The 20,603-nt window shown below is 66.1% G+C and carries 18 protein-coding genes; 13 read left to right on the forward strand and 5 right to left on the reverse strand.

The genetic code is table 11. From position 1 onward, the window contains the following. Nucleotides 1-14 precede the first annotated feature (14 nt). The gene (flgG, locus tag ACQR1Y_RS32935) at nt 15-803 is read right to left on the reverse strand and encodes a flagellar basal-body rod protein FlgG (protein WP_434860933.1); all 789 of its coding nucleotides are present in this window, start codon (nt 801-803) and stop codon (nt 15-17) included. A gap of 25 nt (nt 804-828) precedes the next feature. Next, nucleotides 829-1,593 carry a flagellar basal-body rod protein FlgF gene (gene flgF, locus ACQR1Y_RS32940; RefSeq protein WP_434860934.1) on the reverse strand — a complete coding sequence of 255 codons (765 nt, stop codon included), beginning with the start codon at nt 1,591-1,593 and terminating at the stop codon, nt 829-831. A 376-nt stretch (nt 1,594-1,969) separates the two neighbouring features. Here flgF and fliL point away from each other — a divergent pair, with 376 nt between their 5' ends. From fliL to ACQR1Y_RS32970, 6 genes are all read left to right on the forward strand, one after another. Next, on the forward strand, nt 1,970-2,458 hold the full coding sequence (gene fliL / locus ACQR1Y_RS32945; RefSeq protein WP_434860935.1) for a flagellar basal body-associated protein FliL: 489 nt from the start codon (nt 1,970-1,972) through the stop codon (nt 2,456-2,458). A gap of 21 nt (nt 2,459-2,479) precedes the next feature. Further along, nucleotides 2,480-3,682: a flagellar motor switch protein FliM gene (gene fliM, locus ACQR1Y_RS32950; RefSeq protein WP_434860936.1), complete on the forward strand. Its 1,203-nt coding sequence runs from the start codon at nt 2,480-2,482 to the stop codon at nt 3,680-3,682. Further along, complete coding sequence (locus ACQR1Y_RS32955; protein WP_434860937.1) at nt 3,679-4,152, forward strand: DUF6468 domain-containing protein; 474 nt, start codon at nt 3,679-3,681, stop codon at nt 4,150-4,152. Before fliM ends, ACQR1Y_RS32955 begins: the two co-directional genes overlap by 4 nt. Continuing rightward, complete coding sequence (locus ACQR1Y_RS32960) at nt 4,149-4,919, forward strand: MotE family protein (RefSeq protein WP_434860938.1); 771 nt, start codon at nt 4,149-4,151, stop codon at nt 4,917-4,919. Before ACQR1Y_RS32955 ends, ACQR1Y_RS32960 begins: the two co-directional genes overlap by 4 nt. Nucleotides 4,920-5,024: 105 nt before the next feature. Continuing rightward, a complete protein-coding gene (locus tag ACQR1Y_RS32965) occupies nt 5,025-8,738 on the forward strand; it encodes a tetratricopeptide repeat protein (protein ID WP_434879746.1) in 3,714 nt (1,237 codons plus the stop codon). Between the two features lie 32 nt (nt 8,739-8,770). Beyond that, nucleotides 8,771-9,007: a hypothetical protein gene (locus ACQR1Y_RS32970; protein WP_434879745.1), complete on the forward strand. Its 237-nt coding sequence runs from the start codon at nt 8,771-8,773 to the stop codon at nt 9,005-9,007. 108 nt (nt 9,008-9,115) lie between these two features. Here ACQR1Y_RS32970 and ACQR1Y_RS32975 read toward each other — a convergent pair whose 3' ends face one another. The 3 genes from ACQR1Y_RS32975 to ACQR1Y_RS32985 all read right to left on the reverse strand — a co-directional run bounded on the left by ACQR1Y_RS32975 (nt 9,116) and on the right by ACQR1Y_RS32985 (nt 13,803). Then, entirely contained in the window at nt 9,116-11,248 is a 2,133-nt protein-coding gene (locus ACQR1Y_RS32975) for a PQQ-dependent dehydrogenase, methanol/ethanol family (protein ID WP_434879744.1), read from the reverse strand. Between the two features lie 723 nt (nt 11,249-11,971). After that, nucleotides 11,972-12,727 (reverse strand): flagellar type III secretion system pore protein FliP, encoded by a 756-nt coding sequence (gene fliP, locus ACQR1Y_RS32980; RefSeq protein WP_434860942.1) that lies wholly within the window; start codon nt 12,725-12,727, stop codon nt 11,972-11,974. Further along, the gene (locus ACQR1Y_RS32985; RefSeq protein WP_434879743.1) at nt 12,724-13,803 is read right to left on the reverse strand and encodes a flagellar biosynthetic protein FliO; all 1,080 of its coding nucleotides are present in this window, start codon (nt 13,801-13,803) and stop codon (nt 12,724-12,726) included. Before ACQR1Y_RS32985 ends, fliP begins: the two co-directional genes overlap by 4 nt. Before the next feature lie 357 nt (nt 13,804-14,160). Here ACQR1Y_RS32985 and flgB point away from each other — a divergent pair, with 357 nt between their 5' ends. From flgB to cckA, 7 genes are all read left to right on the forward strand, one after another. After that, nucleotides 14,161-14,568: a flagellar basal body rod protein FlgB gene (flgB, locus tag ACQR1Y_RS32990; protein ID WP_434860944.1), complete on the forward strand. Its 408-nt coding sequence runs from the start codon at nt 14,161-14,163 to the stop codon at nt 14,566-14,568. 26 nt (nt 14,569-14,594) lie between these two features. Further along, entirely contained in the window at nt 14,595-15,020 is a 426-nt protein-coding gene (gene flgC / locus ACQR1Y_RS32995; RefSeq protein WP_434860945.1) for a flagellar basal body rod protein FlgC, read from the forward strand. Nucleotides 15,021-15,036: 16 nt separating this feature from the next. Then, nucleotides 15,037-15,393: a flagellar hook-basal body complex protein FliE gene (gene fliE, locus ACQR1Y_RS33000; protein ID WP_434860946.1), complete on the forward strand. Its 357-nt coding sequence runs from the start codon at nt 15,037-15,039 to the stop codon at nt 15,391-15,393. A 130-nt stretch (nt 15,394-15,523) separates the two neighbouring features. Continuing rightward, nucleotides 15,524-15,787, forward strand: a complete 264-nt coding sequence (gene fliQ / locus ACQR1Y_RS33005) for a flagellar biosynthesis protein FliQ (protein WP_434860947.1) — start codon at nt 15,524-15,526, stop codon at nt 15,785-15,787. Nucleotides 15,788-15,987: 200 nt separating this feature from the next. Then, nucleotides 15,988-16,755 carry a flagellar biosynthetic protein FliR gene (gene fliR, locus ACQR1Y_RS33010; RefSeq protein WP_434860948.1) on the forward strand — a complete coding sequence of 256 codons (768 nt, stop codon included), beginning with the start codon at nt 15,988-15,990 and terminating at the stop codon, nt 16,753-16,755. Between the two features lie 14 nt (nt 16,756-16,769). After that, nucleotides 16,770-17,849: a flagellar biosynthesis protein FlhB gene (gene flhB / locus ACQR1Y_RS33015; RefSeq protein ID WP_434879742.1), complete on the forward strand. Its 1,080-nt coding sequence runs from the start codon at nt 16,770-16,772 to the stop codon at nt 17,847-17,849. 155 nt (nt 17,850-18,004) lie between these two features. Further along, complete coding sequence (gene cckA / locus ACQR1Y_RS33020) at nt 18,005-20,575, forward strand: cell cycle histidine kinase CckA (protein WP_434879741.1); 2,571 nt, start codon at nt 18,005-18,007, stop codon at nt 20,573-20,575. The last annotated feature ends 28 nt before the right edge of the window (nt 20,576-20,603 follow it).

The following is a 20,603-nucleotide window of genomic DNA, read 5'->3' on the forward strand; positions in this document are numbered from 1 at the left end:
TGATCTCCCAGGCCTCAGCGGAACAACGCGGTGGTCGACTGCATCATCTGGTCGGCGGCGGAGATGACCTTGGCGTTCATCTCATAGGCGCGCTGGGCGGCGATCAGCTCGCTCATCTCGCTGACGACGTCGACATTGGCCTGCTCCAGGCTGCCCTGGGTGATGCTGCCGAGACCGTCCTGGTTGGCGACGCCGTCCTGCGGCGCGCCGGAGGACGGCGTGTCGGTGAACTGGTTGTTGCCGACCGGCTGCAGGCCGGCCTTGTTGATGAAGCGGGTGACCTGGAGCTGGCCGATGATGTTCGAGGTGGTCGAGCCCGGCAGCGTCACCGAGACCTGGCCCTGCGCGTTGACCGTGATGCCCGAGGCGTTCTGCGGGATCGTGATGGTCGGCTGCACCGGGTTGCCCTGGGCGGTGACGATGCGGCCCTGATTGTCCATCTGGAAGGTGCCGTCGCGGGTGTACTGGAAGGTGCCGTCCGGCATCAGGATCTTGAAGAAGCCTTCGCCCGAAATGGCGAGGTCGAGATCGTTGCCGGTCTGCGATAGCGTGCCCTGCGTCATCGAGCGCGGCGTGCCGACGGTCTTGACGCCGCCGCCGATGTCGATGCCGACGGGCAGGATCGTGCCCTGGTCCGAGGACTGCGCGCCGACCCGGCGCATGTGCTCGTAGATCAGGTCCTGGAACGCCGCGGTCTGCTTCTTGAAGCCGGTCGTGCGCAGGTTGGCGATGTTGTTGGAGATCACCTGGACGTTGAGTTCCTGGGCCGCCATTCCGGTCGCAGCGGTGTGAAGCGCCTGCATCTTATGTCTCCTTCAATCTCTGCGGTCAGGCCGGAACGTCGGCGAGTTTCTCGATCGCGCTCTTGCGCATGTCGCTTTGGACCTGCAGCATGTTGGCGACCTGGGTGTAGGCACGCATCACTTCGACCATCTTGCTCATCTCGCCGACCGCGCTGACGTTCGACTTCTCGATGTAGCCCTGCTGGACGGTCGACTTGGTGTCCTGTTGCGGCGCGGCGCCGTCGACGGCGGCGTAGAGGTTGTTGCCCTGCTTCTGGGCCTTCTGCGGATCGGCGAAGTTGACGATGCGCAGCTTGCCGCGGATCGAGTCGGTGCGGTTGACGCCCTCGACCACCGTCACGGTGCCGTCCGGCGAGATGTTGATGTCGTGGTCGGTCGGCTGGAAGACGATCGGGCCGCCGGTGCCGAGCACGGGGTCGCCGGCCGCGGTGACGAGCTGGCCGATATTGTTCATGTGCAGGCTGCCGTCGCGGGTGTAGCGCTCGCCGGCGGCGGTCTGCACCGTCAGGAAGCCGCCGCCTGTGATGGCGACGTCGAGCGCGTTGCCGGTGCGCTCCATCGAGCCCTGCGAGAAGTCGCGATAGGTGCCACGATCCTGGACATAGGCCACCTTGCGGGCGGCGCCCGGAAAATTGTCTTCATGCGCGCCGGAGGAGAGATACTCCTCGAACAGCTGCTGATCGGCCTTGAAGCCGTTGGTGTTGACGTTGGCGACGTTGTTGGCAACGACGTCGAGTTGTCGCTCCAGCACCATCTGCCGCGACAATCCGATGAGAAGCGCATTCTCCACCGGTCGATCTCCCCTCTTAACGAATCCCGCATCCGATGCCTCTCCCAAGGCGTCTGAAGCGGGTCTTCTGCGAACCGTTCGGCTCTCCCAAGCCGGCGGGTTCGCAAGAGGTACAGCGAAAGCCGTGCCAACTCTAAAATCTCAAATAAATCAATTCATTAGATTTTGGATGGGGTCCGAAACGCCCGGCAATAACGTCTCGCTAACCATAATTGCCCGGCAAGATTTTCCCACCGTGTTCCCAAAAGAAAGCTTCCGTTAACCATTGTTACCGTAGCGTTCACTCAACGAAGCGCAGATGCGCTGGGAGCGATTGTTTCGCGTCGTAAGCTTTCTGGCGGCATCGGTTCGACTTTCCGAAGGGGATCCGAAGGCCATGGCTGAGAATGAAGGCGGAGCAGCTGAAGGCGAGGAGCAAGCCGCGCCGAAGAGCAAGCTCAAGCTCATCATCATGGTCGTCGGTGTGCTGGCGCTGCTCGGTATCGGCGGTGCGGCCTACTTCCTTTTCTTCAGCCACAAGGCCGACGAGCATCACGCCGAGGCGCCGCCGCCGAAGCCGCCGTCCTTCGTCGAGGTGCCGGACCTCCTGGTCAACCTCGTCGGCAATCCCGGCGACCGCGTCCAATATCTCAAAGTGAAGATCGTTCTCGAGGTGAAGGAGGAGAAGCAGGTCGAGTCGATCAAGCCGACGCTGCCGCGCGTCACCGACATCTTCCAGACCTACCTGCGCGAGCTCCGGCCGAGCGACCTCAACGGCTCGGCGGGCCTGTTCCGGCTGAAGGAGGAGCTCACCAAGCGGGTCAACGTCGCGCTGGCGCCCAACCAGGTCAACGCGGTGTTGTTCAAGGAAATCGTGATTCAGTAAGGCACGGAAAGCGCAACGACCATGGCGGGCAACGATCCAGTCGACCAAGATGCGATAGCCGCGCAATGGGAAGCCTCGCTTGATTCCGAGGATCCCACAGAGGCCGCGGAAGCCGCAGCAGCCAACGAACTCACGGAATCGATGGCCCTGCAATGGGCCGCGATGGTCGAGGACGGCAGCCGCGATTTCGGCGCCACCAAGAACGGCGGCGAGCGGGTGCTGTCGCAGGAGGAGATCGACAATCTCCTCGGCTTCACCGCGGGCGAGGTCAATCTCGACGACCACTCCGGCATTCGCGCCATCATCGATTCGGCGATGGTGTCCTACGAGCGTCTGCCGATGCTCGAAATCGTCTTCGACCGCCTGGTGCGGCTGATGACGACGAGCTTGCGCAATTTCACTTCCGACAACGTCGAAGTCTCGCTCGACCGCATCACCTCGGTGCGATTCGGCGACTATATGAACTCGATTCCGCTGCCGGCGGTGCTGAGCGTGTTCAAGGCGGAGGAGTGGGAGAATTTCGGCCTCGCCACCGTCGATTCCACGCTGATCTATTCGATCATCGACGTGCTGCTCGGCGGCCGCCGCGGCAACACCCAGCTGCGCGTCGAGGGCCGCCCCTACACGACGATCGAGACCAATCTCGTCAAGCGCCTGATCGAGGTGGTGCTGAGCGACGCCGAGCAGGCGTTCCGGCCGCTGTCGCCGGTGCGCTTCACCATCGACCGGCTCGAGACCAATCCGCGCTTCGCCGCGATCAGCCGCCCGGCCAATGCCGCGATCCTCGTGAAACTCCGGATCGACATGGAAGACCGCGGCGGCAATATCGAGCTGCTGCTGCCCTATGCGACGATCGAGCCGATCCGCCCGGTCCTGCTGCAGATGTTCATGGGCGAGAAGTTCGGCCGTGATCCCGTCTGGGAAGGCCACTTCGCGACCGAGATCGCGCAGGCCGAGATCGCCGTCGACGCCGTGCTCTACGAGGCCGACGTGCCGCTGAAGCAGCTGATGCGGCTGAAGGTCGGTGACACGCTGCCGCTCGACATTCGTCCCGACGCGCTGGTCGCGGTCCGCTGCGGCAGCACGATGCTGACGGAGGGGCGAATGGGCCGGGTCGGCGACCGCGTCGCGATCCGTGTCACCAAGAATTTGCGCAAGCCCAATACGACGCTTGCGATGTTCGAAGGCTCCGAAGGCCAGAACAAGATGATGGAGGCCCAATGAACCACTCGCTCGGATTGATCATCGAAAGTCTGGTGGCGGTCCTTCTGGTGCTCACCATCGGCTATTGCATGCTGTTGAACTCCAGGCTGAAGCGCCTGAAGGCGGACGAGCATTCGCTGAAGGCCGTCATCGCCGAGCTGATCACCGCGACCGAGATCGCCGAGCGGGCGATCGGCGGCCTCAAGCTCGCGGTGCGCGACGTCAACGACAATCTCGGCAATCAGCTCGCGGCCGCGACGCAGATGTCCGATCAGCTCCGCAAGCAGCTCGCCGAGAGCGACGGCGTCGTGCGCCGGCTGTCGCGCATCGCCAGCGCCGCGCGTCCCATCACTGCTCCTGAGGCCGCGCCCGAGCCGGCGCCGGTGCCGGCGATCACGACCGAGCCGGTCCGCGTCTCCGGCGCCAAGGCGGTTGCCGCCGCGGCCCAGGCATTCTCTGAACGTCGAAGGACTGGTGGCCTTGCCGCATGAATGCGTTCCGTAACATCCGCGTCATTCCCGTCGTCCTGATCGCGGTGGCCTGCCTCGCGGTGCTGAAGGTGGCTGGCCTCGTGATCGATGGCGGCTACGTGTTCGACTACGATCCGAAGAGCTCCAAGCGGTCCTGGGCGCAGGAGAACCTGGGCTACCCCGGCCGCGAGGACAACGACATCATCACCGGCTCGACCCACGGCGCTCCGAAAGAGAAGAAGGAGGAGGCGCCGAAGCCGGCGGCGCCCGACACCAAGCCCGACGGCATCGTCATCAAGCCCGAGGAGAACCAGCAGCAGGTGTCGCCGGCGGAGAAGGCGATCCTCGAGCGGCTGCAGTCGCGCCGCCAGGAGCTCGAGGCGCGCCAGCGCGAGATCGACATTCGCGAGAGCCTGTTGCGGGCGGCCGAGCAGCGCATCCAGTCCAAGACCGAGGAGATGAAGGCGATCGAGGGGCGTATCTCCGGCGCGCAGGCCGCCAAGGCGGAGGCCGACAACGCACGCTTCAAGAGCATCGTCACGATGTACGAGGGCATGAAGCCGAAAGACGCCGCCAAGGTGTTTGACCGGCTCGAGATGTCGGTGCTGATCGAGATCGCCTCGCAGATCGCGCCGCGCAAGATGTCGGACATTCTCGGCCTGATGACGCCGGAAGCCGCCGAGCGGCTGACCGTGGAGCTCGCGCGCCGCGCAGGCGCCGAAAAGCCGGAAGCGAGTGCGGAGCTGCCGAAGATCGAAGGCAAGATCGTGCCGGTGAAGAGCAATTGAAACCGCATGTTTAATGCGCCCTTAAACGCCGGATCCTAGACTTCCGGCGTGGCGGGGCAGGCGTATCCGTCACGTCCTGCGGCTGTCGAACTGGAACTTCTGACCATGGCGCGCACGTCATCCATCGGATTGCGGTCCCGGGCCCGCGCGCGTCTGCGCGCCGGGCTGGCCCTGCTGTCGGCGATCGTCATCGGCCTCGTGCTCTCGACGGTCGCGGCCGGCGCTGCGCCGGTGCCGGGCGAGGCGAGCCTCTCAGCCCAGAACGGCTACGCCCGGCTGGTGCTGAAATTCACCGAGGATGTCGGCGCCGACGTCACCACGGCCGGCTCCATCCTGCTGATCAGGTTCGACCGCGCCGCCAACGTGCCGATCGATCGCTGGGTCGATGCGGCGCCGGACTACATCTCCTCGGCGCGCGGTGATCCCGACGGGTCGGCGTTGCGCTTGTCGCTGTCGCGCAAGGTGCGCGTCAACACGATGGTCGCGGGCGAGCGCGTCTTCATCGACCTGTTGCCGGACAGCTGGACCGGCCCGCCGCCGCCGCTGCCCGCCGAGGTCGTGCGCGAGCTGGCCGAGCGCGCCCGCGCCGCCGAACGTGCGCTGCGCCTGCAGCGCGCCGAAGCCGAATCCAAGAAGCGGCCGCCGATCCGCGTACGCGCGCTGGTGCAGCCGACCTTCGTGCGCTTCGTGTTCGAGATTCCCGACGGCGTCGGTATCTCCTCGGTGATGAACGATCAGAAGATGTCGCTGTTCTTCTCGGCGCCGCTCAACTTCGATCTCGCCGACGCCAAGATCGTGTCGCCGCCGAACGTCGCCGCGATCAACCAGCGCATCGACGGCAGCAAGACCGTGGTCGAGATCGGCCTGATCGGCGAGGTCGACGTCCGTGCCTTCCGCGAGGAGAAGAACTACAACGTCGACATCGCCTATGTGCAGCCCGACAAGAAGGTGGCCGCGGTCTCCTCTGACACGCTGCCGGGCGTCAAGGCGGCCGCCGCCGAGAAATCCAACGGCGAGAAGCCGAATGGCGACAAGCCGAAGGCGGCAGCGCAGCCCGAGATCGTTCCGCCGACCTCGGAAACCATCGCCAAGGAGATGAAGCCGGAGCCCAAGCTCGCGATCGCGGCTCCGGCGACCGAGCCCGCGCAGCCTGCCGCCGCGGCGGCTCCCGCGAACGCGGAAGCAGCTCCCGAGGCCAAGGCTGAACCGATGAAGGCCGAGCCCGCGAAGTCCGAAGCCGCAAAGGCCGAGCCGGCGAGCATGGAAGCGGCCAAGGTGGAGACGGCGAAGCCCGAAATCGCCAAGCCTCAAGCGACCAGACCCGAAGCCGCCAAGCCCGACGCGGCCAAGCCGGTTGAGAAGGCCGCAAACGGCGCCGCCACGCTGGAGGCGCTGCGCGACAGCGACGGCCTGCGGCTCACCTTCGGCTTCGGCCAGGTGACGCCGGCGGCGCTGTTCCGCCGTGGCGACACCGTGTGGATGGTGTTCGATACCACGAGGCCGCTCGACGTCGAGCCGATCCGGGCAAAGGGCGGTGCCATCGTCGGCGAGGCCAGCCGCATGCCGCTCGACAAGGGCCAGGCGATCCGCATCCGCCTCAACCGGCCGCAGATGCATTCGCTCGGCAGCGACGACGGCGGCCGCAGCTGGACGCTGTCGTTCGCCGACAAGGGCCAGACCGACCAGCAGCCGCTGATGGTGATGCGCAACGTCACCGATCCCGCGCTCGCCAATGTGATGGTGCCGCTCGCCAACCCCGGTGCCGGCATGCTGCACCGGCTGACCGACCCGGATGCCGGCGATACGCTGCTGGTGGTGACCGCGCCGCCGCCGATCCGCGGTTTCATCAAGCGCCAGGACTTCGTCGACCTGTCGCTGCTCGACTCCGTGCACGGCATCGCGGTGCGTCCGAACTCCGACGACGTCGCCGTCGAGATCGCGCCCGACAAGGTGATCCTGGGACGGCCCGGCGGCCTCACGCTGTCCTCGATCGGCTTCTCGCCGGAGCGGGCGCCGACCGCCGTCAGGCCGATGTTCGACATCGACGAATGGCAGCAGAACCAGACCCAGCCGTTCGGGCCGCGCTTCGATCTCCTGATCAAGGCGGCCGCCAATGCCGAGCCCGAACGCCGCGCCCAGGCGCGGCTGGCGCTGGCGCGCTTCTACATGGCGCGCGGGATGTATCCGGAGGCGCGCGGCATCACCAACCTGATGATCTCCGACAGCGACCCGCGCACCGACGAAACCGCCATGCTGATGATCCATGCCGTGGCGAGCATCCTGATGGGCCGGCCGGAGCAGGGGCTGAAGGATCTCGCGACCTCCTCGATCGGCAACAATTTCGACTCGCAGATGTGGAAGGGCCTTGCCTATGCGCGACAGGGCAAGTTCGCCGATGCGCGCGAGAAGCTGAAGAATGTCGAGTTTGCCATCGCGTCGCTGCCGCTCGACCTGCAGCGGATCGTGATCGCGGACGCGATGAAGTCGGCGCTCGAGATCAAGGATTTCGCCGGCGCCGCCAAGCGCCGCGCCGAGCTCGACGTGATCGGCGTGCCCGCGGACATGAAGCCCGACATCGCCGTGCTGCGCGGCCGGCTGGCCGAGGCGATGGCGCAGGAGAAGGATGCGCTCGACGATTATCGCTTCGCGGTGAACTCCAATGACCGCATGGCGGCCGCCGAAGCCAAGCTGCTCGAGATCAAGCTTCTGCAGAAGCGCGGCGAGATCAAGCCGGCCGAAGCGCTGAAGGAGCTGGAGACGCTGCAGGCGATCTGGCGCGGCGATGTCATCGAGGTCCAGGCCCTGCAGATGATGGCGCAGATGTACGAGGAGGCGGGCCGCTACGCGGATTCGCTCGAAGCCGCGCGCCAGGCCACCCGGATGATGCCCAATTCCGAGATGGCGCGGCAGGCGCAGGATGCGTCGCAGCGCTTGTTCTCGCAGCTGTTCCTCGGCGGCAAGGCCGACGAGCTGCCGCCGGTGGATGCGCTCAGCATGTTCTATGGCTACCGCGAGCTGACCCCGATCGGCCGGCGCGGCGACGAGATGATCCGCAAGCTCGCCGACCGCCTGGTCGGCATCGATCTGCTCGATCAGGCCGCCGAGCTGCTGCAGTACCAGGTCGATCACCGGCTGGAAGGCGCCGCGCGCGCCCAGGTGGCCGCGCGCCTCGCCATGGTCTATCTGACCAACCGCAAGCCGGATCGCGCGCTGGAGGCGCTGCGCACCACCCGCATCGCCGATCTCTCGGGCGAGCTGCGCCAGCAACGGCTGCTGCTCGAGGCCCGCGCCAACAGCGACATCGGCCGGCACGATCTCGGGCTCGACATCATCACCAATGTCGGCGGCCGCGAGGCGATCCGGCTGCGCTCCGACATCTACTGGGCGTCGCGGCGCTGGCGCGAGGCGTCCGAGCAGATCGAGCTGTATTACGGTGACCGCTGGCGCGATTTCCGCCCGCTCAATCCGGCCGAGCGCGGCGACATCCTGCGCGCCGTGGTCGGCTACGCCCTGGCGGATGATGCGATCGGTCTTGCCCGCTTCCGTGAAAAATATGCGCCGCTGATGACCGGCGAGGCCGACAAGCTCGCGTTCGACGTCGCCAGCAAGCCGGCCAGCGGCTCGAGCGCCGAGTTCGCCCAGATCGCCAAGATGGCGGCGAGCGTGGATACGCTCGACGGCTTTCTGCGCGACATGCGCGCGCGCTTCCCCGATGCGACCGGCAAGCCGGAAGGCAAGGACGCCGCCAAGCTGGAGTCCGACCAGACGGGCAGCCTGCCGCGGATCAAGGGCGTCAAGCAGGCGATTGCCGGGCGTTGAGGCCACACCACGTAGCTTCGGAGCCTGATCACATGACCAAGCCGACCAAGACCGAAGCCGAATTGATCGCGCTGGCCAAGGACGAGTTGAAGGCGCGCGCCGACTGCCCGACGGGGATGGCGATTTCGGTGCTGCGCTGGGGCACGAAATGGGAGTTTCGCGCCAAGGCCGATCCCGGCACCGCCACACGCCCCGGCTATCCGGAGAGCGTGGCGATGCTGGTGAAGATCGGCGACGAACTGAGCAGGCAATACGACGTTGCCGGATGAGCTCGGCTCCGCGCCATGCGTCGGCGTCTGATCAGCGGATGGTGACCGGAGCCCGATCAGGCTCCGGTCATTTTGCTCGGGATCAAGCCATGCTCTGGCAGGCGCCCGCTACTTCTTCGGCCTGATCGCGTCGGCCGTCGCCTGGATGAAGGCCTGGATCTTTACGACGTCCTCCTCCTTCAGTTTGCCGGTGAAGTCGGGCATGCCGCGGTCGCGGAACGGTCCGTTGAACACGATGTCCTTCAGCTTGATGATCTCCTCGGCCGGCACGTAGCCGAGATTGCGGATGTTGCCGCCGCGGTCGACGCCGGGCACGCCGTGGCAGGTGGCGCAGGCGGCGACATAGAGCGCGGTGCCCTCGGGCACGTCCTTGGGGTCATATTTCACGCCCTGCAGCAGGCCCTCGGTCTGGTACTTCACAAACTCCGGCAGTTTCGCCTTGGCGCCCACCGCGAAGGTGTAGACGGTACCGGGCGTACGCAGCTCGGTGGCGCGCGCGGCGAGGCCGTAGACGCCGCCCCAGCCGACCGCGATCGAGACATATTGCACGCCGTCGATCATGTAGGTCGACGGCGCAGCGACCACGCCGGTGCCCGTCGGGGTCTCCCACAGCATCTTGCCGTTGCGGGCGTCATAGGCGACGAAGCGGCCGTCCGCGGTGCCCTGGAAGACGAGATTGCCGGCCGTCGTCAGCGTGCCGCCGTTCCACGGCGAGGCGTGCTCGATCCGCCAGACCTCCTTCTGCTGTACCGGATCCCACGCGAGAAGCCGCCCGAATGCCGGCGCCTTCGGCGGCGTCGCGTTCAAGGCGAAGCCGAGATTCCACGCTGTGACGCCGCCGAACTTGCCGGGCGTCGGGGCGTTGTTGACGAAGTTCTTCTCCGGCGTGAGGTTCACCGGGATGTTCTGCGCCGGCAGATAGACGAGGCCGGTCTGCGGATTGAACGACATCGGGTGCCAGTTGTGCGCACCATAGGGGCCCGGAATGGAGTCGTAGGGATCATCGCCGCGCGCGGCGGGCACCTCGATCGGACGGCCATTAGCATCATAGCCGGTCGCCCAGTTCACATCGACGAAGTTCTTGGCCGAGATGAACTTGCCGTTGGTGCGGTCGATCACGAAGAAGAAGCCGTTCTTCGGCGCGTGCAGGATCACCTTGCGCGGCGCGCCGTCGATGGCGATGTCGGCCAGGATCATCGGCTGGGTCGAGGTGTAGTCCCAGTGATCGCCGGGCGTCTCCTGATAGTGCCAGATGTATTTGCCGGTGTCGGCGTTCAAGGCCACGATGGAGGCGAGATAGAGGTTGTCGCCGCCGGACGGGCTGCGGATCTTGCGATTCCACGGCGCGCCGTTGCCGGTGCCGAGATAGACCATGTTCAGCTCGGGATCGTAGGTGATCGTATCCCATGGCGTGCCTCCGCCGCCATTGATCCAGTATTTGGTCGACGGGTCCCAGGTCTTCGCCGCCGCGGCCATCGACTCGTCCTCGAACGGCTTCGAGGGATCGCCGGGGATCGTGAACCAGCGCCAGAGCTGGTTGCCGGTCTCGGTGTCATAGGCGGTGATGTAGCCGCGCGCGCCATACTCCGCGCCGCCCTGGCCGATCACCACCTTGCCGTTGAACGCACGAGGCGCGCCGGTGATGGTGTAGGAATGCTCGTGATCGATCAGCGTGTCCTTTTCCCAGACCTTCTGGCCGGTCGCGGCATCGAGCGCGATCAGCCGGCCGTCATAGGCGCCGACGAACACCTTGCCCTTGTAGACGGCGACGCCGCGATTGACGACGTCGCAGCAGCCCTTGTAGCCGAGCTCGCGCTTGACGCCGGGATCGAACGTCCAGATCTTCTTGCCTGTGCGGGCATCGATCGCATGCACGACGCTCCACGACGCCGTCTGATACATGATGCCGTCGACCACGACGGGCGTCGCCTCGATGCCGCGCTCGGACTCCAGATTGTAGCTCCAGGCGAGTCCGAGATCCTTGACGTTGTCGGTGTTGATCTTGTCGAGCTTGCTGAAGCGCGTCTCGCCGTAGTCGAGGCCGATGGTCGGCCAATCCTTCGACGTCGCGGCATTGGCCTTGATCATCGCGCTGTCGACCGCGGACATCGTCGCCTTGATGCGGTCCGGCGTCAGCTCCTCAGCCTGTCCGCTTGCCGGAATGGCAAGCGTCACGCATAGCGCGATGGCCGCGCCCAGAGCTGCACGCGCTCCGTGCCGCGGATACTCTCTCACCTTCATGTCGTTCCTCCCTGGATCTCTCTCGGATCCTGCGATCATCGTAGAGTCCGATGAAAGCGAGCGTCAAGAAAGACGAGGCGCGACGCTGCGTGGGAAGGCCTGCATCAACTAATTGTTGCCACGTGGTGGCCGCGATGTCCGAACCTTCCTCATTCGCTACGGAAAAATTCCCGGTTTGCTCGGTGTGTTCAATCCCAAGAGCGTGTCGTAAATTTCTGGCTTCACGGCTGCCGCGCGAGCGACTACGATTCCGTCATTCATCATCTTTCCAAGACCCGCCTTCGTCTCCGGCTCCCCAAGTGCCGGAGACTTTTCTTTTTGTGCGTGCCTTTTTGTGCGTGCGTTGTGCGGCCGATACGATGCGCGTGTGCGTCGATCTTCGTCGCGCAGCGCCTGATGTGTTGATCCTCACATCTCGACGTCGGAGCCATGCCGTTGGAGGCACGGACGGTGCGCGCTCGCTCTCCCCGCAAGCGGCAGGCCGATCGCATTCGACCAATCTCAGTCTGTCGCGGAATCATCTCGGGCATGACAACGCCGAAACGGATGAGCGCGATACGTCGATCGTCCGGCGCGATCACCCGGCCGCCAGCAGCGCGATGAGAAATCCCCCCGCCGCGAAGACGTGCGCGCGAGCCGGGCGGGGAGGGAGGTCGGACGATCCATCGATCGACGCGGCGGAGCGGGGCTCGCGCCGGCAGCATGAGCAGTCGGTCGCCGGCTCTACCCGCCGTAGCTCTGCACGAGGCTGCCCGCCACCAGCGACCAGCCGTCGACCAGGACGAAGAAGATCAGCTTGAACGGCAGCGACACCACGACCGGCGGCAGCATCATCATGCCCATCGACATCAGCACCGAGGCGACGACGAGGTCGATGACCAGGAACGGCAGGAACAGCAGGAAGCCGATCTCGAAGGCACGCTTGAGCTCCGAGATCATGAAGGCGGGCACCAGGATGCGCAGCGACAACTCGTCCGGAGTGGCCGGCGGGGGCTCGCCCGAGAGGTCCATGAACAGCTTCAGGTCCTTCTCGCGCACGTTCTTCTGCATGAAGCCGCGCAGCGGCACGGAGGCGCGCTGGAGCGCGTCCTCGACGCCGAGCTGGTTCTCGACCAGCGGTCGCACGCCATCCTCATAGGATTTCTGCAGCACCGGTCCCATCACGAAGGCCGTGAGGAACATCGCCAGCGCGATGATCACCGAGTTGGGCGGCGCCGTCGCTGTGCCCATCGCAGTGCGCAGCAGCGACAGCACGACCACGATGCGCGTGAACGAGGTCATCATGATCAGGATCGACGGCGCGATCGACAGCACCGTGAGCAGGGCAATCAGCTGGACCGCCCGCTCGGTGACGCCGCCGCCGGTGCCGCCGCCGAGATTGATGCTGATATCCTGCGCGGCCGCGCTCCCCGCGAAAGCGCCGGTGCCAATCAGGACAGCAATGAAAAGAACTCTACGCGGGGAGAGCAGCGATCTCACTGCGAGGACTTCGGACGTCCGAGCAGTGAAGCCATCTCGTCCTCCAGGTTCTCGAAGTTGGTCTTGGCGGGAGCGGCAGCACCCGGAGCCGGCTCGCTGCGCGCTTGGCGCAGCACGGCCGGGCCGCTCGTGGGCGGAGCAGCCGGCTCGGCGGACGGACGCCGCAACGCCGCCTCGAGACGTTGCGCCATCTCCGCCAGATTGGCTTCGGCGCTCTGGTCCATCGGCGGCGGAGGCGGAGCGGCGGGCGGCGACGGCATCTGGGCAACGGGCGGCGGCGGAGGTGCTGCCGCCGCCGCGCGTTCCGCGCGCTCGGCGGTCCTTTCGGCGCGCTCTGCCCGTTCGGCCGCGCGCACCGGCGGCAGCCGGGGGCCCTCGGGACGCGGCGCGTCCGCCGGGCGCTGCGGCTCGGCCGGACGCAGCGCGCGCGGCAATGCCGGCTCGCCGCGAGGCGCTCGCTCCGGGCGAGGCTCCAGCCGCGGCTCGTCACCACCGCGTGGCTCTCCTCGCATCTCTCCACGAATGTCCTGGCGGGGCTCCGCGACCCGGCGCGGGGAAAGCGGCGGTTCCTGCGGGAACGGCGGCGGCTCGCGGCGCTCGGCAGCAGCCGGTGCGGCCCGGCGAACCTCATCGATGAATGACGGCCGCAGCGGACGGGCCGGCGGCTCCGGCATCTGCGGCTCCGCCGGCTCGGCGGCCTCGGCCTTCGGCTCGTTGTCGCTCCATGCCGGTGCATCCGGAAGTGGCGCGATGCGCGCGGCGGGCGGTTCGGCGTTGAGGCCGGGCCGTTGCGGCAGCTGCTCGCGCGCCGGCATGGCGCGCACGATGTTCGATTCGACCACGATGTCGGTCGGTCCGCCGATCATCAGAAGATGCTCTATGTTATCACGCCGCACGAGCACGAGACGGCGGCGGCCATCGACGGCGGCGGCATCGATGACGGCGAGCCGGGGCATGCGGCCGCGATTCGGATTGGTGCCGAGGCGATTCCCTGCGAATCGGCGGACCAGCCAGGCAGCCAGGCCGATCAGCGCCAGCACGGCTACAAAAGCAAAAAAGAACGTCAGTGCCTGCATCTCTGTCCCCGGCAAATACCGCGTCCTTTCGAAGTCTCTCGTCTGTCCAACGCATCGCCGGCAGCGAACGGAGCTTCAGAACCGGAACCAACCTGTTAACGCATAACGGCAGGAACTGCCGTGCGGTGTCTTAATAACCCATGAATCGGCCGGGCCAAAACGACTTCTTGGCGAGGCACAGCGTCCCGGATTGAAGCAGCCTCCCGCTCGAAGGGCGGTACTTTCCTAAGAAATCGTCAAAACCCCGGGATTGTCCCGGGGGGCGGCGCACCACTTCTTAACTCCCTGTTAACCATAAGCGCGGCAATTTCTACCTACCGAATCCGTCCGATAGTCGGACACTAACGAGCAGTTGCAATGTCCATCAACGATCTCCCCGTGCTGTCGGCGTTGCGGACCAAGATGCAGTGGCATCAGGAGCGGCAGCGCGTGCTGTCCGAGAACGTGTCCAATTCCGATACGCCGAATTTCAAGCCGCGGGATCTCGTTGAGCCGAAGTTCAACTCGGCCGGCCAGGCGGTCGGAGGCTTTGCGCCGCTGTCGCTGACGCGCACCAGCACGGCGCACATCACGCCGTCGTCGGGCGATGCCGCGACGTTCGACCAGAACCGCAAGGTCGGATTTCAAACGAGGCCGGCGGGCAACGCCGTCAGCCTCGAGGAGGAGATGCTGAAGGTCTCCGCCAACCAGATGGACTATGCCGCCGCGACCTCGCTCTACGGCAAGAGCCTGCGTCTGTTGAAAACTGCAATCGGCAAGGGCTGAGCCGGAGCTAACGGAGACAGACAAGCATGGCAAACGACACCAGCGATTTCCAGCGCTCGATGAGCATCGCAACGTCGGGACTGCGTGCGCAGGCCGGGCGGATGCGCGTCATTTCCGAGAACATCGCCAACGCCGATTCCACCGCCGCCAAGGCCGGCGGCGATCCCTATCGCCGCAAGGTCCCGACCTTCACCTCGGCGCTCGACCGTGCGCTCGACGCCAAGGTGGTGGCGCTCGGCAAGGTGGTGCCCGATCAATCTTCGTTCCGCGTCAAATACGACCCCAGTAACCCGGCCGCGGACGCGTCCGGCAATGTCAAGTACCCCAACGTCAATCCGCTCATCGAAATGACCGACATGCGTGATGCACAGCGGTCCTACGAGGCGAATTTGAACATCATCGGCGCCACGCGCCGCATGATCCAACGCACACTCGACATTCTGAAGACCTAGGACAGGAACGAAAGTCATGGCCTCCCCAATCTCCGCAGCGAATGCCTATGCAAACTCCGCCCGCGTGCTCGATACCGGTGGTACGAGCAACGCCTTCGGCGGACTCGCACGCGTGCGTGACGTCCTCGGCAATGGCGCCGGAGGCGACAAGGGTGGTCCGTCATTCAGCGCGGTGCTGAAGGATGCGATCAGCAGCGTCGTCGAGACCGGGCGAAAGTCCGACAGCCAGGCGGTCGCGATGGCCTCGGGCAAGGCGAACGTGATGGATGTCGTCACCGCGGTCGCCGAGACCGACGTTGCGGTGTCCACGCTGGTCTCGGTGCGCGACCGCGTGATCCAGGCCTATGAAGACGTGATGAAGATGACGATCTAGGCGCTGCTCCGAACGCGCCCGGCCGCCATGCGCGCCCCGGGCCGTTCGGAGAGGTGCCGTCCGTTGCTGCCGGCGCATCGATGCTGCGCGCCATCCGCCGAAACCGACCGACAATGAGGATTGACACGACATGACCGGTGCCGAAACGCTCGATGTGGCGCGCGATGCGATCTGGACCATCGTGCTGGTCTCGTCGCCGCTCATGGTGGTCGGCCTGGTCGTCGGCGTGGTCGTCTCGCTGTTCCAGGCGCTGACGCAGATCCAGGAGCAGACGCTGGTGTTCGTGCCGAAGATCATCGCGATCTTCGTCACGCTGCTGCTGGCCCTGCCGTTCATGGCCGACGCGATGCATCAGCAGATGATGCGGATCTCGTCGCGAATCATCGGCGGATGAGGCAATGTCCGGCGCTGCAGAGCTGGCCTGTGCGAGGTCGCTGCGAGCGGTCGTGAGAGGCGGTGCGGGGGGCGCCGCAGCTTTCGATCGTGCGCAGTCGGCTGTGCGGGCCGGCGCGCAGGCCGCCTGGTCGCAGGCTGTCTCCTCGAAGACCGTCGTGCCGCATCAGCCCGCGGCCGAAAGGGCCGGAACGGCGGACGATGCGCATCGATATCTCCTTTCTTCCGGCGCTCGCTGCCGTGTTCATGCTGGTCTTCGCGCGCGTCGCCGCCATGGTGATGCTGCTGCCGGGCCTGGGGGAGGTCAACATCCCCGTCCGCATCAAGCTCGCCACCGCGCTGCTGCTGACCATGATCGTGATGCCGCTGCACCGTCAGGCCTATCAGATCGACCTGCAGGCGATGGCGCCGCTGCTCGTGATGATGGTGCACGAGATCGTGATCGGCATCGTGCTCGGCGCGACCGCGCGCGTGACGCTGTCGGCGCTGCAGGTCGCCGGCTCCGTGATCGCGCAGCAGATGGGGCTCGGTTTCGTCACCGCGGTGGATCCGACGCAGGGCCAGCAGGGCGTGCTGATCGGCAACTTCCTCACCATGCTCGGCGTGACCATGCTGTTCTCGACCGACAGCCATCATCTGGTGATCGCGGCGCTGAGCGACAGCTACAAGATCTTCGCGCCGGGCGACCTGGTGCCGAGCGGCGACGTCGCCGCGCTGGCCACCAAGGCGTTCACGGCGTCGTTCAAGATCGGCTTGCAATTGTCGGCGCCGTTCCTGGTGTTCGGCTTGGTCTTCAACATCGGGCTCGGCGTGCTGGCGCGGCTGATGCCGCAGATGCAGGTATATTTTGTCGGCGCGCCGCTTTCGATCCTGATCGGCTTCCTGATCTTCGGATTGGTGCTGGCCGCGATGATGGGGACCTTTCTCGGCTATTTCGAAGGCGTCCTGCGCGAGCTGATGCCGCGGTGAGGGGAGCCTGACCGGTGGCGGACGAGGGCGATACCGAGGACAAAACAGAAGACCCGACGCAAAAACGCCTCGACCAGGCGCTCGAGCGTGGCGACGTCGTCAAGAGCCAGGAGCTCAACACCTGGTTCGTGATCGCGGCCGCGACGCTCGTGATGTCGTCCTTCTCGGGCTCGATCGGCACCGCCGTGCTGGTGCCGATGCGCAACCTGATCGCCAATTCCTGGATGATCCACACCGACGGTGCGGGCCTGCTCGCGCTGGCGCGCAGCCTGTCGTTCGCCGTGATCGCCGCGATCGGCGTGCCGATCCTGATGGTGATGCTGGCGGCCGTGGCCGGCAACATGATGCAGCACCGCCTGGTCTGGTCGGGCGAGCCGCTGAAGCCGACGCTGTCCAAGATCTCGCCGCTCGCCGGCGCCAAGCGGCTGTTCGGCAAGCAGGCGGCGGCCAATTTCGCCAAGGGCCTGTTCAAGCTCATTCTGCTCGGCACGGTCATGGTCATGATCCTGTGGCCGGAGCGGCTGCGGCTCGAATCGCTGCTGCACATGGACGTCGCCGAGCTGCTCGGCGTGACGATCTCGCTGACCACGCGCCTGATGGGCTCGGTCGTCGCGCTGCTCGCGCTGGTCGCGATCGGCGACTATCTGTTCCAGTACCGGCAGTGGTACGAGCGCCAGAAAATGTCGCTGCAGGAGATGAAGGAGGAGTTCAAGCAGTCGGAAGGCGATCCGCACGTCAAGGGCCGCATCCGGCAGATCCGCCAGCAGCGCATGAAGAAGCGCATGATGGCCGCGGTTCCCAAGGCCTCCGTGATCATCACCAACCCGACCCACTACTCGGTCGCGCTGTCCTACGAGCGCGGCATGTCGGCGCCGGTCTGCGTCGCCAAGGGCGTCGACAACATCGCCTTCAAGATCCGCGAGATCGCCAAGGCGCACGACATCCCGATCGTCGAGAACGTGCCGCTGGCCCGCGCGCTGTATGCCACCGTCGAGATCGACGAGGAGATCCCGGTGGAACATTATCACGCGGTCGCGGAGATCATCGGCTACGTGATGGGGCTGCGGCGCAACCTCTCGGGGCGCCCGCAATGACAACCGATTCGGACCCGGAACGGGCCGCAAAATACGGATAAATCATGGAATATCGGCTTGACGGGCTTGCGCTTGACCCGTCGATTCAGGCAGTTGGGGGCGGGAGCCGCGTGAACGGGCTGGGGCTCCCAGCCGACAGGTCGCGTCCTCAAGCCATGAGCGCCGAGAAAGACAACGAAGCGTCACCGGACCAGGTGAGCCTGCCGGAGCGGCCGCGCCGCAGCGGCAGCATTCTGCTGATCCTGCTGGTCGCGTTCGGCCTCGTCGCGGTGGCGATCGCGCTGATGACGATCGGCCGCAACCAGGCGCAGCCCTATATTCTCGGCCTGCTGTCGCTGCTCGCGACCGTCGGCCTGTTCAACCTGTTCGCCTTCGCCGCCGGCATCGTCCGCTTCGCCGACAAGGCGACCGACGATCCTGTGATGGGCGCGATCGCCGATCACGCCTTCGACGGCCTCGCGGTGACCGACCCGCGGGGTCACGTGGTCTACGCCAACGCCGCCTATCTCAGCATGACCGGGGCGGCGAGCCCGCAGGAGGCGCGGCCCGTCGAGCGCGTGTTCATCGGCAATCCCGATGTGTCGGAGGCCGTGTTCCGCCTGCTCAAGGCCGCGCGCGAGGGCAAGCGGCAGCAGGAAGAGGTGCGCATCACCGCGGCCGAAGGCGGCCAGGGCCGCTGGCTGCGCATGCGCGTGCGCCCGCTCGGCCAGACCAAGCGCCACGCCCGCTATGCGGTGTGGTCGATCGCCGACATCACGCGGGACCGCGAGCGCCAGGAGGACGTGTTCCAGGAGCTGCAGCACGCGATCGAATATCTCGACCACGCGCCGTGCGGCTTCTTCTCGGTCAATCCGGAAGGCAGCCTGGTCTACGTCAATGCGACGCTTGCCAACTGGCTCGACTACGATCTCGCCGAGATCGGGTCCGGCGGGCTGAAGCTCGCCGACGTCGTTTCCGGTGACGGCGCCTCGCTTCTGACCTCGATCGTCGCGGTGCCCGGCGAGGTCCGCACCGAGGTGTTCGACATCGACCTGAAGATGCGCGGCGGCAAGACCATGCCGGCGCGGCTCTATCACAAGCTCGCCTTTGGCGCCGACGGCAAGCCGGGCGCCTCGCGCACCCTGGTCATCAGCCGCGCCCGCGACGAGCGCTCCGATCCGGAGCGCGCCGCCGAGGTGCGCTTCATGCGCTTCTTCGACCACACGCCGATGGCGATCGCGACCGTCGACCGCGGCGGCGCGGTTGTCCGGGCCAATGCGCGCTACGCCAAGCTGGCGCAGAGCGTCAGCGGCGACGTCGCCGCGGCGAAATCGATCTTCCGCACCGTCAGCCAGCGTGACCGGCATCTGCTGATCGCTGCCATCAACCAGGCGGCGGAAGGTCAGGCGGACATTCCGCCGGTCGAAGTGATGCTGGAGGGCGCGAAGGAGCGCTTCGGCCAGTTCTTCGTCACCGCGGTCGACGAGGACGAGCGCGAGACGGAAGCTGCGATCGTCTATCTGCTCGAGACCACCGAGCGGCGGGCGCTGGAAACCCAGATCAACCAGTCGCAGAAGATGGAGATGGTCGGCCAGCTCGCCGGCGGCATCGCCCACGACTTCAACAACGTGCTGTCGGCCATCATGATGGCCAACGATTTCCTGCTGAACGCGCACAAGCCGACCGACCCGTCGTTCCAGGACATCATGCAGATCAAGCAGAACGCGACGCGCGCCGCGACGCTCGTGCGGCAACTGCTCGCGTTCTCGCGCCGCCAGACCTTGCGGCCGCAGGTGCTCGACCTCGGCGACGCGCTGTCGGATCTCACGATGCTGCTGCGCCGCCTGATCGGCGAGAAGGTCAAGCTCGACCTCGTGCACGGTCGCGACCTCTGGCCGGTCAAGGTCGACGTCTCGCAGTTCGAGCAGGTGGTCGTGAACCTCGCGGTCAACGCCCGCGATGCGATGCCGGACGGCGGCAAGCTGTCGGTGCGCACCGCCAACGTCACGTCCGACGAGGCCGCGCAGGGCGGCTACAAGGGCATGCCGGTCGCCGACTACGTCAAGATCGAGATCAGCGACACCGGCACCGGCATTCCCGCCGAGATCCGCGAGAAGATCTTCGAGCCGTTCTTTTCGACCAAGGAAGTGGGCAAGGGCACCGGCCTCGGCCTGTCGACCGTCTACGGCATCATCAAGCAGACCGGCGGCTTCATCTATGTCGACAGCGAGCTCGGCAAGGGAACCTCGTTCCAGATCTTCCTGCCGCGCCACATCGTCGTGCCCGAGGTCCAGCCGGAGCCGCAGGCCACCAACGGCGCGGCGAAGGACGCGGCACCCGCCGCCGAGGCGTCGAAGCCGCGTGCCGACCTGACCGGGCAGGGGACGATCCTGCTGGTCGAGGACGAGGAGGGCCTGCGGGCGCTGAACGCGCGCGGCCTGCGCTCGCGCGGCTACAGCGTCATCGAGGCGTCGAACGGCATCGAGGCCATGGAGGCGCTCGAGGAATGCAACGGCGAGCTCGATCTCGTGGTGTCCGACGTCGTGATGCCGGAGATGGACGGACCGACGCTGCTGAAGGTGATGCGGGAGAAGAATCCCGACATCAAGATCATCTTCGTCTCGGGCTATGCCGAGGATGCGTTCGAGAAGAGCCTGCCGGAAAACCAGCAATTCGCCTTCCTGCCGAAACCCTTCACGCTCAGCCAGCTGGTCGCGGCGGTGAAGGAAACCATGGCTCCGCAATAGGTTACCAGGGTACCCGGACAAGGCGGAC

It is taken from the genome of Bradyrhizobium sp. HKCCYLRH3099 (genome assembly GCF_051167855.1).
GTDB lineage: Bacteria > Pseudomonadota > Alphaproteobacteria > Rhizobiales > Xanthobacteraceae > Bradyrhizobium.

Bases quoted from the DNA above. Each gene is read 5' to 3' on its own strand.
- flgG (WP_434860933.1), bottom strand. From the start codon at position 803: ATGCAGGCGCTTCACACCGCTGCGACCGGAATGGCGGCCCAGGAACTC.
- fliL (WP_434860935.1), top strand. From the start codon at position 1,970: ATGGCTGAGAATGAAGGCGGAGCAGCTGAAGGCGAGGAGCAAGCCGCG.
- fliM (WP_434860936.1), top strand. From the start codon at position 2,480: ATGGCGGGCAACGATCCAGTCGACCAAGATGCGATAGCCGCGCAATGG.
- ACQR1Y_RS32955 (WP_434860937.1), top strand. From the start codon at position 3,679: ATGAACCACTCGCTCGGATTGATCATCGAAAGTCTGGTGGCGGTCCTT.
- ACQR1Y_RS32960 (WP_434860938.1), top strand. From the start codon at position 4,149: ATGAATGCGTTCCGTAACATCCGCGTCATTCCCGTCGTCCTGATCGCG.
- ACQR1Y_RS32965 (WP_434879746.1), top strand. From the start codon at position 5,025: ATGGCGCGCACGTCATCCATCGGATTGCGGTCCCGGGCCCGCGCGCGT.
- ACQR1Y_RS32970 (WP_434879745.1), top strand. From the start codon at position 8,771: ATGACCAAGCCGACCAAGACCGAAGCCGAATTGATCGCGCTGGCCAAG.
- ACQR1Y_RS32975 (WP_434879744.1), bottom strand. From the start codon at position 11,248: ATGAAGGTGAGAGAGTATCCGCGGCACGGAGCGCGTGCAGCTCTGGGC.
- ACQR1Y_RS32985 (WP_434879743.1), bottom strand. From the start codon at position 13,803: ATGCAGGCACTGACGTTCTTTTTTGCTTTTGTAGCCGTGCTGGCGCTG.
- flgB (WP_434860944.1), top strand. From the start codon at position 14,161: ATGTCCATCAACGATCTCCCCGTGCTGTCGGCGTTGCGGACCAAGATG.
- flgC (WP_434860945.1), top strand. From the start codon at position 14,595: ATGGCAAACGACACCAGCGATTTCCAGCGCTCGATGAGCATCGCAACG.
- fliE (WP_434860946.1), top strand. From the start codon at position 15,037: ATGGCCTCCCCAATCTCCGCAGCGAATGCCTATGCAAACTCCGCCCGC.
- fliQ (WP_434860947.1), top strand. From the start codon at position 15,524: ATGACCGGTGCCGAAACGCTCGATGTGGCGCGCGATGCGATCTGGACC.
- fliR (WP_434860948.1), top strand. From the start codon at position 15,988: ATGCGCATCGATATCTCCTTTCTTCCGGCGCTCGCTGCCGTGTTCATG.
- cckA (WP_434879741.1), top strand. From the start codon at position 18,005: ATGAGCGCCGAGAAAGACAACGAAGCGTCACCGGACCAGGTGAGCCTG.